Genomic DNA, 15,095 nt, shown 5'->3' on the forward strand with positions numbered 1-15,095 from the left:
GCGGCTCCGCCCTCGATCACTTGGGCGAATCCTTACTCCTTGAGCCGGCGGTCCGAGGCGGGGGGGGGCCGATGAGCGGATGAATTGGGAGGGAAATGAGCGAATGCGGGCGTCCCACTGCGGTTGACGCCGTCAGGGGACGCTCTCATCCGGTGGTCGGGCAGGAGATTCGGCGTCGTCACGTTATTTGTTGAACGCCTTCGCGACTCCGTAGATTACGGCCGCTCCGACGACCCCACCGCCGCAAAGCATATAGAGCAGGGAATACTGGATCGCCGCGAAGACCATGGGAACCTGTGAAATGGCTTGCATATCAAGCTCCTATTGAAGCAGGTGAAATAAGTTCGTTGACCAATTGGCGGTCGGAGGAATTCGGTTGCACGCAGCAACCTAGAGGTAGCTCCGGCCCGCTCGTCTTTGCTCCTCTGCTCGATACTTAAAAGCAATTCGCGTACCAAAGTCGATTGATCGGCTCCCTGGCCGACACGATCCCAGCGGCCCATAATGGGCCTTACTCTGGATCAGCCTCTCGGCGGGAATTCCGCCGTTCGTTTTTCTTTCGGAGATCACACCCTGGCGGCACAGATGAAAACACCGACGTCCGACGTCATCGCGGCTCTCGGCGCAAAAGAGGTCGTCATCGCCGTGATGGCCGTGGCGGCGATTGGGATTCACCTGGTGCTGCGGTTCGGCGTCGCTGCGACGGGCGCGGTCTTCGGACTGCCGGCGCAGGAGATTCCTCTCCTGGTCGCGTTGGCGTGTGGCGTCCCGCTGGTGGTGGATCTGGCGACCCACATGGTGCGCGGGGAGTTCAGCTCCGACCTGCTCGCCGGGATCTCGATCGTGACGTCGGTGGTTCTCGGCGAGTATCTGGCGGGGACGCTGGTCGTGCTGATGCTGTCGGGCGGGCAGGCGCTGGAGGCGTTCGCCGTGCGCCGGGCGTCGTTCGCCCTGGAGGCGCTGGCGAAACGGTTGCCGGCCCTGGCGCATCGTAAGACCGATGGGGATGTGGCCGACGTCCCGCTCGCCGAGATCGCGGTCGGCGACGCTCTGGTGGTCTTCCCGCATGAGACCTGCCCCGTCGACGGCGTCGTGCTTGAAGGTCGGAGCACGATGAACGAGTCGTATCTGACGGGCGAGCCGTATCTGTTGCCCAAGGCGACGGGTTCGGCGGTCCTCTCCGGGGCCGTCAACGGCGACGGCGCCTTGACGATCCGGGCCGAAAAAACCGCCGTCGATTCGCGATACGCCAAGATCATGCAGGTCATGCGCGAATCGGAACAGCGACGGCCCCGACTGCGGCGCCTCGGCGATCAGCTCGGCGCGGTGTACACGCCGCTGGCGATCGCTCTCGCTGTTCTGGCCTGGGCGTTCAGCGGCGACGCCTCGCGCTTTCTGGCTGTGCTGGTGGTCGCGACCCCCTGCCCTCTGTTGATCGCGATTCCGGTGGCGATCATCGGCTCGATCTCCCTGGCTGCGCGTCGCGGCGTCATCATCAAAGACCCAGCCGTGCTCGAATTGATCGACACCTGCCGCGTCGCCATCTTCGACAAGACGGGCACACTCACCTACGGGCAGCCGAAACTGACCGAAATCCTCCCGGCCCACGGCTTCACGAAGGATGAAACCCTCGGGGCCGTGGCGAGCCTCGAACGCTACTCGCGCCACCCGCTGGCGTCCGCCATGATCGACGCCGCTGCGGAGGCGAAACTTCCGCTTCAGGAGGCCGGCGAGGTCAGCGAACGACCGGGCGAAGGCCTGCGCGGGGTGATCGGCGGCCGGACGATCCAGGTGACCAGCCGGAAGAAGCTCGCCCTTCAATCGCCGACGGCCGCCGAGCCGCTGCCGCCGCTCTCCGGAGGGCTGGAGTGCGTCGTCCTCATCGATGGTCGCTACGCGGCGACGTTCCGGTTCCGCGACGAACCGCGCGCGGAGGGCATGTCGTTCGTCCGGCACCTGAAACCTCAGCACGGTTTCGATCGCGTGCTGCTCGTCTCGGGCGATCGCGAAACCGAGGTCCGCTACCTCGCCGAAAAGGTCGGCGTCACCGAGGTTTACTCCAGCCAGAGCCCGGAGCAGAAGCTGGCCCTGGTGCGCCAGGAGACTAGTCGGGCCAACACGGTTTTCATGGGGGACGGGATCAACGACGCCCCGGCGCTGACGGCCGCGACCGTGGGGATCGCCTTCGGTCAGGGGAGCGACGTGACCGCCGAGGCGGCCGGCGTGGTCATCCTCGACAGCTCACTGGAGCGCGTCGACGAACTGCTGCACATCGGACGGCGGATGCGATCGATCGCGTTGCAGAGCGCCGTCGGCGGGATGGGCCTGAGCCTGATCGGCATGCTCATCGCGGCCGCCGGCTACTTGCCGCCGGTCGCCGGCGCGATTTCGCAAGAGGTGATCGACGTCCTCGCCGTGCTCAACGCCATGCGCGCCGCCGTCACTCCGCGAACGCTGTCCGACTATCAAACGCGGCCTCCGGCGGGTTGATCGTCGGAGTCTCCGCGCGCAGCGGATAGGCCAGTTGCCCGACCAGAGTATCCGGCAATTTCGCCTTGATCCCGTAGGCCGCCGGCCATTCCTTGCGGGGCAGGTAATGAGTCCCGAAGATCCGGTCGAGCCAGGGGAGCGTGGAGGCGTAATTTCGGTTGACGGGCGTGGTGGTGTGGTGCCAGTGGTGGAACGCGGGAGTGGAGATCAGCCATTCCAGCGGCCCGAACCGCCACCGCACATTGGCGTGGATGAAGAAGCCCCACACCGTGCCGATCAGGGTGGCCACGACGGGCGCCGCGCTCCCCGCCGGACTCGCCGGACTGCCCAGGCCCAGCACATAGATCGGCACCAGGCCGCAGAACCGGCCGAACACCATGTCGACCGGATGCGCGCGGGTGTTGACCAGGAAGTCGACTTCCTCGGCGCTGTGGTGGATGGAATGGAACCGCCAGAGGTACGGGATTTCGTGGCTCCAGCGATGGCCCCAGTAATAGCCGACCTCGCCCGCCACCAGCCCGGCGAGCGCGCGCGCCCAGAGCGGCAAGGCGGCTGCCGTCGCCAGAACACCGCCCGGCACTGCGCGATGGACGGCCCAGGCCAGCAGGCCGACCGGCACGCTCAGCAGCAGGGCGGGAACCAGGCTGCTCAGGAAATAGTAGCCGAGATCCGTGGCGATCCCCTTGCGGAAGATCTTTTGCGGATGGGCGGCGAAAAGCCGCTCCAGCGGCACGAAGATCACGACCAAGATCGTCAGCCAAAGGGAGAGCCGGAAGACGTCGATCAGGAAGGCGTGAAGTTGCGGACCCATGAGCTGCGACATATGTCTTTTTCCTGACAGGTCATCGGACGGACGAGGGGGACGGCGTCTCCCCCGTTCGTGTTTGGCACGATCAAGACGGGTTCATCGATCAGACCGTGGTGGACTTACCGCGGCAACGCAGGCCGGCGACGCCAAGGCCGAGCATGCCGCCGCCCATGAGCAACAGGGCCGAAGGCTCCGGCACGGCGTTGACCGTCACACCGTCCAGCAGCGTGAAGGGGGGCACGCCCACCGGACTGCCGTGCGAGATGAAGGAGAGCAGTTCGCTGGTGCTGGTCGCCTGGAAGTCGAAGGTTTGGTACATCCAATCGGTGAAACCATGACTGACATTATTCACGACGACGGTGGACTGACTCTGGCTGCCGAACTTGACTTCCCACTGCTCGGTGGTGTCGCCGGTAAAGCCATACTGCTGACCGGCCGCCCACCAGAAACCGACCTGGTATGTGTCGCCGACGACCAGGCCGTTGATGGTCTGCGAGATCGCGCCGTTCTGGAAAGGACCGTCCGCGGCGATGAAGTTGCCGCCGACCGGGCTGCTGGCGGGCATGCCATTGTTCGAGCCGTTGCCCGGACCCCAGAGCTGGACGTTGCCATACTGGCCGGTCGCGCCGACGGTGTCCGCCGCCCCGGGAGCGTAGATGAAGTTGTAGGCGTCGTTGTTGCCGTTGGTGGAAGTCCATCCGAGGACCGTCGTCAAACTGTCGAACTGCTTGTTAACGCCGGTGGTCAACTCGAAGTCGCCGTTGTACACCAAGTTGGCCTGAGCACCACCGGCGCCGCCGAGCGTCAGGGCAAGGGCGGGGATCACGATCGCGGCCGTTTTTTTCCAAGACATGTAGCTTCCTCGTGGGTGTTTGAACAACCTGAGCTGGGAGGTCCGCCAACAATCCGAGCCAGGAGGTCCACCATGGATGAAATAAACCTAGCTCCAGTCATGCGGGGACGATCCCATGGTTTGTGTAGACTGAAAACATGTAAATGATTGTTCCCCATATGCGACAGGTTTGAGGCGTTCCAGCGTCAACGACGGCGGCTGAGACAACGCCCTTGTCGCCGACGTTCGATTCTCGCAACGCGCAGCCTCTTCTGGGGACAAGCCTGGCTTCGCCGTGACAAGACTTCCACGCGGGAATACCGGCGAAGACGAGCGTGAGGGAGGCTCGCGCTTAGAATTTGAATCGGAAGTGGTGTTGGGCCGAGGCCGGCTTCGCTTCTCCCGTTGCAGGAGAAGGCAGGATCGCGACGGCCTGTTGGGATAGCCGTCTGCGACTCAGCGGCAAACCGCGCTCACGGGTCGAGATTGCTTGAATCTCGAAATCCCGTGTTTGAGCGGATGGCCTGTCGGTGGAGCTTTCGGCGGAACAACGAAACAAGCCCCTCGGCTTGGAGCCGAGGGGCTTGTTTCGCGTCAATAGTCGGGGCGAGAGGATTTGAACCTCCGGCCTCACGATCCCGAACCGTGCGCTCTAGCCAAGCTGAGCTACGCCCCGTACTGCGTGAAATGAATCATAGCGATCCCCGGCGATCTGTCAATCGCATCGTGCCCGAGAAGTCGATTGTGGGGGGCCGAGCCGGGCTGGGAGGCGGCCGGAAGCACTTTGGGGGCGTGGAGTTCCAGCGGCGTTGCGGCGTTGCGGAGGAATTCGTGCCACTCGCGTTCGAGGGATTCGAGATCGGTCCCGAAGGCGCGCCGGAAGGCGTCGAAGGGAGTTGGCGGGCTTTCGGGGTGGTCGTCGGTCGCGGGGGACGGGTTGCGGAGGAGGTCGAGGAAGGTCACGAACTGGGCCGAGCGGCGGGCGCGGAGGAAGTAGACCAGCGCCCAGGCCTGCACGTACGGGTCGCGCTGGTAGCCGCGGCCGAAACCCTTGTCGCGGACCAACGGTTCGAGAGGAGGCGGAGGGTTGAGGCTCCGCCAGTCGGCGAGGCGGATGTCGTGGGCGCGGCCGATCCCCGCCCAGCGCCCCCCCCGGACGACCTCGAACTGCATCGCCAGCCCTTCTTGCAGCCAGATCGGAAAGGCGTCGTGACGCGGCTGGAGGCCGCTGGCGGCGGCCAGCAGGTGGATCGTCTCGTGCGCGGCGATGCCGTCGTCCATGGCGAGGCGGCGATCGGCCAGCAGCAGCTCGCGACGCCGCACGTCGCGTTCGAGACGATCGATCAGAGCCGCGCCGTCGGCCTTGCCGACCGTCTGGGCCGGCTCGTCCGCGAGCACCACGCGCGCCCGGGCTCGCGGCGGCAGGCGGTCGAGGACCGTCTGGAACCGCTTCAGCTCGCCGCGACGGGCGGCGAAGACGTCCCGCTCGCGACGATCCGACTCGGCGCTGTGGGCGTCGTAGGAAACCACCGCGTTCCAGGTCGGATGGTAATAACCGCGCGTGGTTTCGAAGGCCCCGGCGCCCTGCGATTTCAGGAAGGCGAGGTAGTCCGTCCGGTCGGCGAACCAGGCGAAGACGACGCGACGTTTCGGAACCTGAAGCTCGATCCCCGAGCCGGCGAACGTCAAGTAATAGCTTGTGACGACTCGTTCCAGGAGCGCGACCCGGGCGGCGGCCTCGGCGTCGGAGTGCTGGTGCAGCAGCAGGACGTGCGGACCTCGGGCGGTCTCGAACGCGACCCGCAGCGCCCCTCGGAAACCGGGCATTTCGGGGTCGTTGCACGGGGGTTCGAGGCGAGCGATCATCGCGGCCATCCGGCCGGCCGGCCCGTGCATTGGGGCGGCCTGATGGATCGCCTTCACCTCGGCGACCGCTTCGTCCGTCAGGCCGTTTTCGAGAGCCCACCAGGCGTTCGCGAACCGGGAGTCGGCTCCGGCCTCGCGGGCTCGCGCCGCCCGCTCGCTCCATTCCTCGGAAGGGAGGAAGCCGGGCAGCCGCTTGCGGACGTCTTCAGGAGGAAAAACGTACTCCTCGCCCGCCAGGTCGATCACGATCGAATCGCCCCGCATCGCAACCGGGGCCTGAATCTCGCCGCCGTTTCGAAAATAAACCAGGTCGGCGCGAACCCCGCCGCCGAGCGAGAACCACGCCGCGACCAGGGCCGGGAGCCAGCGAACCGCCGTCGAGGTGCCGGGAACATCGACTTTCATGCCCTTCCCCGCGCGTTGAAGCGAACTCAGGACTGATCTCGCGAGGTCGCATTAGAGCGGAATCGGCCGCTCTCGTCATCGCGAAACGCTCGGCCGTCGAATTCGTCTTCCGTGGGTGGGTGATGGGGCCTGCTCCGGCCCCGGCTGGAAAACGATGTCGGCTCAGAGCACTGGACTTCGACGATTCTGACGACGGAAGGAAACGACGAGGGAGTTCGGACTTGAGTGAGAGTGGTTGGGACGAGACAGGGAGGTCGACATGCTGGTGCTGAGCCGCAAGAGTATGCAATCCGTGACGATCGGTTCAGATATTCGGATCACCGTGATTCGCCTCGAAGGCAACCAGGTGAGAATCGGAATCGAGGCGCCCCGTGACGTCCGTATCCTGAGGGATGAACTCGTCGACGGCTATGAAGAGGTGCCAGGTCTCTCCGACGAGCCGATCATCGACCTGGCCTCGGTCGTCGCCTAGCCAACCGGCCGACCGACCCACGGCCCAACTTCTCTAAAAAACACCGAATAGCGAAACCCGGCGGGCTGGGTAAACCAGGCTCGCCGGGATGTTTCGCGTTGGGGAATCGGCCGACCGATCAAATCGGCGGACCGCCCCCTTCTCCGCCCCCGCCGCCCCCTTCACCGTCGGCGTTTTCCTCGACCTCGCCGCCGGCGAACGCCAACCTGGCGGCCTCGCCGACCGCGAAGCATTCGAGGCACAGGCCGATCTTGGGACTGACCGCGTTCTTTTCGGCCTTGGGGTACTCGAAGATCAGCGCGACCTTGTGAGGCGTGCTCTTGCCGCCGTAGAGGTAGATCTGGATCTCCTTGGCCTCAAGATTCACTGTATAGGCCTTGAACGTGTTGTTCTGCTTCTTCTGCTCCTTGAATTGGCCGAGATTGATCTCCGCGCCGTAGACGTTGCGGACCAGGTCGACGACCTCTTCGTTGAAATCGCCGCGGGGGGCGGCGTCGGCCGGCGCGGGGGTCTTCTTGGCCGCCGCCTTGGGCCGATCGACCCGGGCGAGGACGTGCAGGCTCTGCTTGTCGGGTTCGATGAACGTCGATTCGACGTCGAACTTGCCGGGCTCGACCACGGTCATCTGGAAGGTCTGGGTGGGACCGGCCAGTTCCTTGGGAGGGCGCAGGTAGATCGACAGCTCTTCGAGCTTCCCCTTGGCCGCGGGGGGCATGAGGTTGTCGTCGAGCCGCTTCTCGTAGTACATCCGATCGAGCGTCTGCTCCGTCCGACGGTCGTAATTCTGGGAGCAGCCAACCACCAGCAGCAGCGTCATGCCGCCCAACATCGCCCACGCGCGTTTCATGAAACAACCCTCTCGCCTGCGGATGAATCCCGACGCCCCGCCGTCCGACTCCCTCCCGAATCGGGAGGACCAAGCGCGTTCACGGGCGACCGCGATCGTGTTAGCTTCGATCATAGTTTCCAGACGCGGACCACGCCAGTTGGCGGCCGGCTTTCAACGACGGGACGGGGCATGGGCGATCGCGACGACACGCAGGCCAAGACGCAGCCGCAACCGCAAGGCGACCCGGTCCGGACGGGCCGTCCCGTCCAGATCGTCGCCCTGGTGAAACCGTTTCGCACCCAGGCGGTGCTCGAAGCCCTCGAGTCGGTCGAGATTCTGGGGGGAACCGTCCGCGAGGCGATGGGCTACGGCCGGCAGAAGAACCGGCTCCACCATTACCTGGGCAGCGAGTACAACACGTCGTTCCTGCCCAAGGTCGAGTTGACGATCTTCGTCGAGGAGGAACACGTCGCGGCGGCGATCCGGGCCATCGTCGGCCAGGCGCGGACGGGACGGATCGGCGACGGCAAGATTTTGGTGTTGCCCTGCCTCGGCGACTTTCTCAGTTGGTGACGCGGCGGTCTTGCCCTCAGTGCGGCGTTTCGATCCAGAGCACCCGGCGGAACCTCGGCGTGTCGTGCTCGTCCTCGAGGTCGACAAGGGTTTGCGAGGGGCTCGCCTCGGGGTTCTGGGCGCGCAGCAGAGCGTATCGGCCGCAATCCTGATACCAGCGGATCAACGGGGCCTGGTCGATCCAGACGACCACGATCTTGCCGTCGAGGGTCACGGCGTCCTCGGGGTCTCGCGAGTAGGCGATCGACGCCCCCTCGGCGATGACCGGAGCCATCGAATCGTCGACGACGTGGAGGCAGCGATTCTCCCGTCGCGCTTCGATCCATTCGGATCGGGCGACGCTCATCCGATCGTGGGAGTTGCTGCGGAGCGTGTCGTGCTCGTCTTCCTCCGCGTCCGTTCCGCCCGGCTCAAGCCGGTTCGACGCGTCGCCCAAGCCCGGCTGTTCCGACTCGAGCAGTCGCGCACCGCCCGCTCCTCGTTCCGGAGGCGCCTCGCCTTCCAGCAACTGAAGCGCCGTGCGCAACAAGGCGCCGACCATCATCGTCGGCTGCGACCCCGCCTCCGACCGGTCCGCGCGCGTCGTGTTGCGGAACTTCGCCCCCTTGCCGTGCAACAGCCATCCCGGCTCGACCGCCGTCAACTCGATGATCTTGAGCACGACCTCGGCGGGAACCGTTACGCCGCCTTCATAGTTGTACCAGGTGCGCACCGGAATCCCGAGCCGTCGAGCCATCTCGGGACCGCCACGCTCACCGAATAATTCCAGTCGTAGTATCGCGAGCCGTTCGGCCAGATCAAGTTTGGCGCGGAGCGACTCAGGAAGGGTCTTCCGTCGAGCCATGGGATGAGTTTCCTGAACGCGTGCAGCCGAAAGTGACTGTCAAAAGAAAAGAATCAAACAAGTCGACACGACCGTTCGTCTCTGAGAGCTTTTTATAGCGAATCGCCAAGAAAATCAATCGGTGAGTTGCAAAGATGCAAAAGTTCAACAAGAGAGGATGGCAACAAGGGTGAGGCGTTGGTTTTTATCACGCTCCCACGATGGGGTGAGCCGGCGGGACGTTGCCGGCCGCCGGCGACGAGGCGTGGATGTCGCAACGGGGCTGCGACGGAACCGCGGGGGCGTTGGGGATGGGTCAATCTTCGTCGTCGAGCTTCAGGTCCATCAGGAATTGTGCCACGGCGTCGTCCGCCGGCGGCTCGGGGGGTGTTGGTTCGGCCGGTTGGCTCGCTTCTTCCTTCGCCTTGGACTTGGCGGAGGCCTTCTTCTTAGGTTCGGGCGCGGGTTCGTCATCAAGGGGGATGATGTCGAGGTGGTCGGCGGGCTGGTCGAACACCGTCTCGCTGACGTCGAGGCCGACCTCGAAGTCGTCGACGACCGCGGTGAGGGCTTCGACTTCGGCGGTGTCGCCGGCGGCGGGGGTGTTCTTAGCGGCGGGGGCGGCGTCGGCGTCGATCCGCAGGGCCACGCCGCCGACGGTGATCACGTCGCCCGGGCTAAGAACCTGCTGCGCGCCGATCCGCGCGCCGTTGACGAACGTGCCGTTGGAGCTTCCCAGGTCGCGGATGATCAGCCGGCCCTCGTTCTCGAAGAGTTCGCAGTGCCGGCGGCTTACCTGGGAGGAGCGGATTCGGATCAGGCAATCGTCATGGCGACCGATGCTGTTGACGCCTTCGATCAGCCTGAGGGACGTGGCCTCGGTGCGGCCTCGAACGACCTGAAGTGTGTAGTTCATCGCGGATCAATCCCGGCTGGCTGGCGGACCCGTGGAATCGCGGAAGCGCGTGTGAGAACGGTGTTAAAGCGAACTGCGATTACTTCAAGCTACCTTCTGAAACCAGGACACGCAAATGGAAAGCCCCGCGATCCCGATTCCGCGCCGGGACCGCGAGAAACCCCGCCGCGAGACGATCGCGACGCGAATCCGAGAACTCGGCTTGCTTTCTTCGATCTCGGGTTTATACTTGGTTCACCAGTCGACTGACGCCGGTTTGGAAACGAACGGCGAAAGATCAAGTGGTGACGGCCTTTAAGGCCTTTTAGCGGGAGTAGCTCAGGGGTAGAGCACCACGTTGCCAACGTGGTTGTCGTGGGTTCAAATCCCATCTCCCGCTCTTCGATCAGCCATCTGGGTTGGCCGCTTTCGCTCGAGCGCGTTGGGTGCGTGTTGGCGAGTCAAGCCAGCCCAGCCCGACGTCCCCCGAGGAAATGCCGCTCATGAGTACTGGCGAAGAACGCGATCAGACGTCGGTTTCCGTCGACGAGCCGGAAGCCGCCGTGGAGCCCGAAAAGCGGAAGCTCGAGATCGACGTCCAGATCGACGACGCCGGGGCCTGCAAGAAGCACGTCAAGATCACCATCCCCCGCGCTGAGATCGACCGACAGTTCGATGAGTCGCTGGGCGCGTTCCAGAAGGAAGCGCAAGTTCCGGGGTTCCGCCCCGGCCGCGCCCCCAAGACGCTGGTGGTCAAGCGGTTCCGTAAGCAGGTCTCCGATCAGGTCAAGTCGACTCTCCTTATGGAGACGCTTGAGCAGGTCGACCGCGACTATCAGCTCAACCCGATCACCCAGCCCAAGCTCGACGTTGCGGCCATCTCCCTTCCCGACGAAGGCCCGCTGTCGTTCGATATGGAAGTCGAGGTTCGGCCCGAGTTCGCCGCGCCCGTGTTCAAGGGCCTGAAGGTCAAGCGTCCCATCCGGACGGTTACGGATAAGGACGTCGACTCGCAGTTCGAACGCTTCCTCGAACGGTACGCCCAGGTCGTGCCCAAGCTCGAAGGAGCTGCTCAGGTCGGCGACTACCTGACCGCCGATCTCACCTTCTTGCGCGACGACGGCACGGTTCTGAACGAGGTCAAGGAAATCCAGTTCCGGCTTCAGCCCGAGCTGCGGTTCCAGGACGGCCGAATCCCCGAGGTCGGCAAGGCCCTTGCGGGTGCCAAGCCCGGCGAGTCCCGCGAGGTCGACGCTCAGCTCGGCACCTCGGTCGCTGATCCCGACCTGCGCGGCAAGACCGTCAAGGTCAAGGTCGTCATCCACGACCTCAAGCAGGTGCGGCTGCCGGAAGTCAATCCGGAGTTCTTGACGTCGATCGGCTTCGACAGCGTCGACGAGCTTCGCGAAGCCGTTCGCGACGCCCTGAACCGGCGGATCGCCAACCAGCAGCGGGCCGCCGTCCGCCGCCAGGTGCTCGACAAGCTGATCGAGGCGAACCCGTTCGACCTGCCGGCCGACCTGGTCTCGCGTCAGGAGAAAGGCACGATCTCCCGTCTGGCCATGGAGTTGCGGCAAGAAGGGTTCTCGCCCGACGAGATCCGCGCCCGCCAGGCCGAGATCCGGGCCAACGCCCATGAGATGACGCTCCGCTCGCTCAAGGAGTTCTTCGTCCTGGCCAAGGTCGCCGAGGCCGAGGAGATCAAGATCGAGGACGAGGATCTGGAGCTGGAAATCGAGGCCATGGCCGAGAAATCCAACGAGAGCGTCCGCCGGGTTCGCGCCCGGGTCGAGAAAGAGGGCCTGGCCGACGCGCTGGCGACCCAGATTCTCGAACGCAAGGCTCTCGACCGGATTCTCGAATCGATCGAGTACGAAGACGTCGCGGCCGACGAGCCCGAGGTCGACGTCGAGACGCTCGACGAAGCGGCGACCCCGGAAGCCGAATCCGACGAGACGGCGGGCGAGTCGTCCGAAGGTTGAGCGGCGGCCTTCGCTCCGCTTTCGCCCTGGCCCTGGCCCTTGCGGCCAGGGCCGTATAATAGAACTTCGGCGATCGACGCCTCTTCGATCCTGTAGACGCTGATAGCGAAGGACCGTTCCATGCCCTTTGACCATCCGCTCGCGGACCCGATGTTGCAACGCGGTCGCGACTACGCGCGCCAGAGGCAGATGACTCTTGGCGACCTGCTCCTCGAAAACCGCATCATCTTCCTCGAAGGCGTGATCAACGACGCCGTGGCCAACAACGCGGTGATGAAGTTCTTGTATCTCCAGTACGAGAACCGGACCCAGGGGATCAGCTTCTATATCAACAGCCCTGGCGGCAGCGTGAGCAGCACGCTGGCGATCTACGACACGATGCAGTTCATCGAGTGCCCGATCGCGACCTACTGCATCGGCCTGGCCGCCTCGGGCGCCGCGGTGCTGCTGGCCGGCGGCAGCAAGGGGCGGCGGTATTCGCTGCCCCACTCGAAGATCATGATCCATCAGCCTTACGGCCAAGTCGGCGGCCAGGTCTCCGACATCGAGATCCAGGCCGAGGAGATCGTCAAGAGCCGCCAGGTGATCAACGAGGTCCTCGCCCGCCACACCGGCCAGCCCATCGAGCGGATCGCCAAGGACACCGAGCGCGACCGCTATCTCACGGCCATTCAGGCCAAGGAGTACGGGCTCGTCGACGAGGTGGTCGGCCGGATCGTCGGCGTTGGAGGCCCCAGCGGCGTTTCGATGGGAGGACCTTCGTCCGACGCTTCGGGGTCGGGAAGTCCTCCGCCCGCGCCCAGCGCGATGTGAGGCTCGGGGGGATTCGCAATCTCCCCTGTTCGCGCGTCTTCCCCTCCTTCCGATTCCAATCGAGAATCCGAGCGGGGAAGTTGCGAGCCGGCCGTTGACCGACACGGCCATTCACACACCCGACCTATCGAACATCGCCGCGGCGAGCAGGCTCGTTTCCTGACAAAGAGGCCAATCACCGATGCCACTGGTTCCAATCGTCATCGAACGTAGCGGTCGCGAAGAGCGAGCGATGGATATTTATTCCCGCTTGCTTCAGGATCGCATCATCATCCTGGGAACCGCCATCGACGACAACGTCGCCAACCTGGTGGTCGCCCAGATGCTCGTCCTGGCCCATCAAGACGCCAAGGCCGACATCCACCTGTATATCAACAGCCCCGGCGGCAGTGTGACGGCCGGTATGGCGATCTACGACACCATGCAGTGGGTTCCGTGCGACGTGGCCACCTACTGCATCGGCCAGTGCGCCAGCATGGGCTCGCTGCTCATGACGGCCGGGGCCAAGGGCAAGCGCAACGCCCTGCCCCACAGCCGGATCATGATCCACCAGCCGCTCGCCGGCATGGAAGGGACCGCGACCGAGATCTTGATTCATGCGGAGGAGTTCATCCGCATGAAAAAGCAGCTCAACGACATCTACCGCCGCCACTCCGGCCAGTCGCTTGAACGGCTTCAGGAAGACACCGACCGCGACCGCTTCATGTCGCCCGAGGAAGCCCGCGACTACGGTCTGATCGACAACGTCGTCGACCGCGCCCCGATCTTCCCCGCCCCGAGCCCAGACAAGATCTGAGCCGGGACCTCGATCCGGACAGATTGATCACATGAAGCCGCCGCTCTGCAAGATGCTCCTCTGGGCCTTGCTCGCGGCGGCTTTTTGCGTTTGGGAGGCCTGTAGCCGCCTGAGTCCAAGTCGGCCCCGACTCCCAGCCCGGGACTCGGCCCGGCTCCGTTGGCGGCTGGCCAGCAACCGTGAGCACACCGCGCACGCTTCGATCGAGGAACTAATCGAATTCGTCGCGATCTGAAGAGTCGTCGGTCTCGGCGACAAGCTGCTCGATGATCACCTCGTTCGCCTCGGGGAAGCGGTAGAGCCGCAATTCCTCGGCCTTCACCCAGCGGCAGCCGTGTTCGGCGGCCGGTTCGACCACGAGGTCGATCGGCGTGCAGTCGAAGAAGAAGAGTTTCACCCGGCCGTGCGGGTAGACGTGTTCGATCACGCGCCGAGGTTTGCGGACGGCGACTTCCAGGCCGGTCTCTTCGAGGCATTCGCGGGCGGTGGTCTGTTCGGGGGTCTCGCCGGGCTCGCACTTGCCGCCGGGGAATTCCCAGTAGCCGGCGTAGACGGTCCCCTCGGGACGCACGCGGATCAAGAACTGATCCGCGCGCTGGATGATCCCGATTCCGACGAGGGTCAGGCCGTGTTCCGACGATTCGGGCTCAGGCATGACCGGCTTTGGCTTCTTCGAGGGCGCGGCCGGGCGAGCCCATGACGTTGTAGCCGCAATCGACGTGGAGGATCTCGCCGCTGATTCCGCTGGCGAGGTCGGAGAGCATGAACATGCCGGCGCCGCCGACTTCTTCGCGGGTCACGTTGCGCTGCATCGGGGCGACCGCGACGTACAGGCCGGAGAGCAGGTCGAAATCGCCGACGGCTGACGCCGCCAGGGTTTTGACCGGACCGGCCGAGACGGCGTTGACCCGGATGTTCTTGGGACCGAGGTCGTAGGCCAGGTACTTGACCGAGGCGTCGAGCGCGGCCTTGCAGACGCCCATCATGTTGTAGCCGGGGACGACTTTTTCGCCGCCGTAGTAGGTGAGCGTGAGGATCGAGCCCCCGTCGGGCATGACGCGGGCGGCGTGGCGGGCGACGACGGCCAGCGAGAAGACGCTGATATCCATCGCCGTCTTGAAGCCTTCGCGGCTGGAATCCACGAACGCGCACTTGAGATCCGCGAGCGGGGCGAAGGCGATCGAGTGGAGCACGAAATCGAGCGAGCCGTAGGTTTCCTTGGCCTCGTCGAAGACCCGGGCCACGTCCTCGTCCTTCTGGACGTCGCACGAGGTGATCAGCTTGGCGCCGATCGGCTCGGCCAGCTTCCGCACGCGCCGCTCCATCTTGTCGCCGGGCAGGTGGGTGAAGCCGACCTCCGCGCCTTCGTCAAGCAGCTTGCGCGTGATCGCCCAGGCGATGCTGAAATCGTTGGCGACTCCCAGCACCATTCCCTTTTTCCCGGTAAACATCCCCATCGGTGGTCCCTTTCGGATCGGTCGAAATCACTCGATCGCCCTGGCTCATCGACC

General features: G+C 64.7%; 15 protein-coding genes and 2 tRNA genes. 7 read left to right on the forward strand and 10 right to left on the reverse strand.

Going from position 1 to position 15,095, the window contains the following annotated elements; all coding sequences use genetic code 11:
• Positions 1 to 183 precede the first annotated feature (183 nt).
• Positions 184 to 312 carry a hypothetical protein gene (locus BSF38_RS32340; RefSeq protein ID WP_257787842.1) on the reverse strand — a complete coding sequence of 43 codons (129 nt, stop codon included), beginning with the start codon at positions 310 to 312 and terminating at the stop codon, positions 184 to 186.
• A gap of 273 nt (positions 313 to 585) precedes the next feature.
• On the opposite strand from BSF38_RS32340, the gene BSF38_RS03645 reads away from it, so the two are divergent.
• Positions 586 to 2,490 (forward strand): heavy metal translocating P-type ATPase, encoded by a 1,905-nt coding sequence (locus BSF38_RS03645; RefSeq protein WP_076343504.1) that lies wholly within the window; start codon positions 586 to 588, stop codon positions 2,488 to 2,490.
• On the opposite strand, the gene BSF38_RS03650 is transcribed toward BSF38_RS03645, so the two are convergent.
• The 4 genes from BSF38_RS03650 to BSF38_RS03665 all read right to left on the reverse strand — a co-directional run bounded on the left by BSF38_RS03650 (position 2,441) and on the right by BSF38_RS03665 (position 6,401).
• The gene (locus BSF38_RS03650; RefSeq protein ID WP_099091942.1) at positions 2,441 to 3,313 is read right to left on the reverse strand and encodes a sterol desaturase family protein; all 873 of its coding nucleotides are present in this window, start codon (positions 3,311 to 3,313) and stop codon (positions 2,441 to 2,443) included. The genes BSF38_RS03645 and BSF38_RS03650 overlap by 50 nt on opposite strands.
• Before the next feature lie 88 nt (positions 3,314 to 3,401).
• Complete coding sequence (locus BSF38_RS03655) at positions 3,402 to 4,151, reverse strand: PEP-CTERM sorting domain-containing protein (protein ID WP_076343505.1); 750 nt, start codon at positions 4,149 to 4,151, stop codon at positions 3,402 to 3,404.
• Positions 4,152 to 4,731: 580 nt separating this feature from the next.
• Positions 4,732 to 4,806: transfer RNA gene (locus tag BSF38_RS03660), tRNA-Pro, on the reverse strand.
• Positions 4,797 to 6,401, reverse strand: a complete 1,605-nt coding sequence (locus BSF38_RS03665; RefSeq protein WP_076343506.1) for a DUF1570 domain-containing protein — start codon at positions 6,399 to 6,401, stop codon at positions 4,797 to 4,799. The genes BSF38_RS03660 and BSF38_RS03665 overlap by 10 nt, the downstream gene beginning before the upstream one ends.
• A 259-nt stretch (positions 6,402 to 6,660) precedes the next feature.
• Between BSF38_RS03665 and BSF38_RS03670 the strand changes: the two genes are divergently transcribed.
• Positions 6,661 to 6,873 carry a carbon storage regulator gene (locus BSF38_RS03670; RefSeq protein WP_076343507.1) on the forward strand — a complete coding sequence of 71 codons (213 nt, stop codon included), beginning with the start codon at positions 6,661 to 6,663 and terminating at the stop codon, positions 6,871 to 6,873.
• A gap of 118 nt (positions 6,874 to 6,991) precedes the next feature.
• Here the strand turns inward: BSF38_RS03670 and BSF38_RS03675 are convergent, their stop codons facing one another.
• Positions 6,992 to 7,720, reverse strand: coding sequence for a hypothetical protein (locus BSF38_RS03675; RefSeq protein WP_076343508.1), 729 nt, complete (start codon positions 7,718 to 7,720; stop codon positions 6,992 to 6,994).
• 171 nt (positions 7,721 to 7,891) lie between these two features.
• On the opposite strand from BSF38_RS03675, the gene BSF38_RS03680 reads away from it, so the two are divergent.
• A complete protein-coding gene (locus BSF38_RS03680) occupies positions 7,892 to 8,275 on the forward strand; it encodes a P-II family nitrogen regulator (RefSeq protein ID WP_083712671.1) in 384 nt (127 codons plus the stop codon).
• 16 nt (positions 8,276 to 8,291) lie between these two features.
• On the opposite strand, the gene BSF38_RS03685 is transcribed toward BSF38_RS03680, so the two are convergent.
• Both BSF38_RS03685 and BSF38_RS03690 read right to left on the reverse strand, forming a co-directional pair.
• The gene (locus tag BSF38_RS03685; RefSeq protein WP_076343509.1) at positions 8,292 to 9,119 is read right to left on the reverse strand and encodes a S24 family peptidase; all 828 of its coding nucleotides are present in this window, start codon (positions 9,117 to 9,119) and stop codon (positions 8,292 to 8,294) included.
• A 295-nt stretch (positions 9,120 to 9,414) separates the two neighbouring features.
• Positions 9,415 to 10,014: an FHA domain-containing protein gene (locus tag BSF38_RS03690; protein ID WP_076343510.1), complete on the reverse strand. Its 600-nt coding sequence runs from the start codon at positions 10,012 to 10,014 to the stop codon at positions 9,415 to 9,417.
• A 307-nt stretch (positions 10,015 to 10,321) separates the two neighbouring features.
• Here BSF38_RS03690 and BSF38_RS03695 point away from each other — a divergent pair.
• From BSF38_RS03695 to BSF38_RS03710, 4 genes are all read left to right on the forward strand, one after another.
• Positions 10,322 to 10,393: transfer RNA gene (locus tag BSF38_RS03695), tRNA-Gly, on the forward strand.
• 103 nt (positions 10,394 to 10,496) lie between these two features.
• A complete protein-coding gene (gene tig / locus BSF38_RS03700; RefSeq protein WP_076350574.1) occupies positions 10,497 to 11,975 on the forward strand; it encodes a trigger factor in 1,479 nt (492 codons plus the stop codon).
• 120 nt (positions 11,976 to 12,095) lie between these two features.
• Positions 12,096 to 12,788: a ClpP family protease gene (locus BSF38_RS03705; protein ID WP_076343511.1), complete on the forward strand. Its 693-nt coding sequence runs from the start codon at positions 12,096 to 12,098 to the stop codon at positions 12,786 to 12,788.
• Positions 12,789 to 12,969: 181 nt separating this feature from the next.
• Complete coding sequence (locus BSF38_RS03710; protein ID WP_076343512.1) at positions 12,970 to 13,584, forward strand: ATP-dependent Clp protease proteolytic subunit; 615 nt, start codon at positions 12,970 to 12,972, stop codon at positions 13,582 to 13,584.
• Positions 13,585 to 13,795: 211 nt separating this feature from the next.
• Here the strand turns inward: BSF38_RS03710 and BSF38_RS03715 are convergent, their stop codons facing one another.
• Both BSF38_RS03715 and BSF38_RS03720 read right to left on the reverse strand, forming a co-directional pair.
• Positions 13,796 to 14,239, reverse strand: a complete 444-nt coding sequence (locus BSF38_RS03715; protein WP_076343513.1) for a (deoxy)nucleoside triphosphate pyrophosphohydrolase — start codon at positions 14,237 to 14,239, stop codon at positions 13,796 to 13,798.
• A complete protein-coding gene (locus tag BSF38_RS03720; protein WP_076343514.1) occupies positions 14,232 to 15,041 on the reverse strand; it encodes an enoyl-ACP reductase FabI in 810 nt (269 codons plus the stop codon). The genes BSF38_RS03715 and BSF38_RS03720 overlap by 8 nt, the downstream gene beginning before the upstream one ends.
• Positions 15,042 to 15,095: the final 54 nt, after the last annotated feature.

Origin of the sequence: Paludisphaera borealis (genome assembly GCF_001956985.1) — a bacterium.
In the GTDB taxonomy this organism is placed as follows: Bacteria; Planctomycetota; Planctomycetia; order Isosphaerales; family Isosphaeraceae; genus Paludisphaera; species Paludisphaera borealis.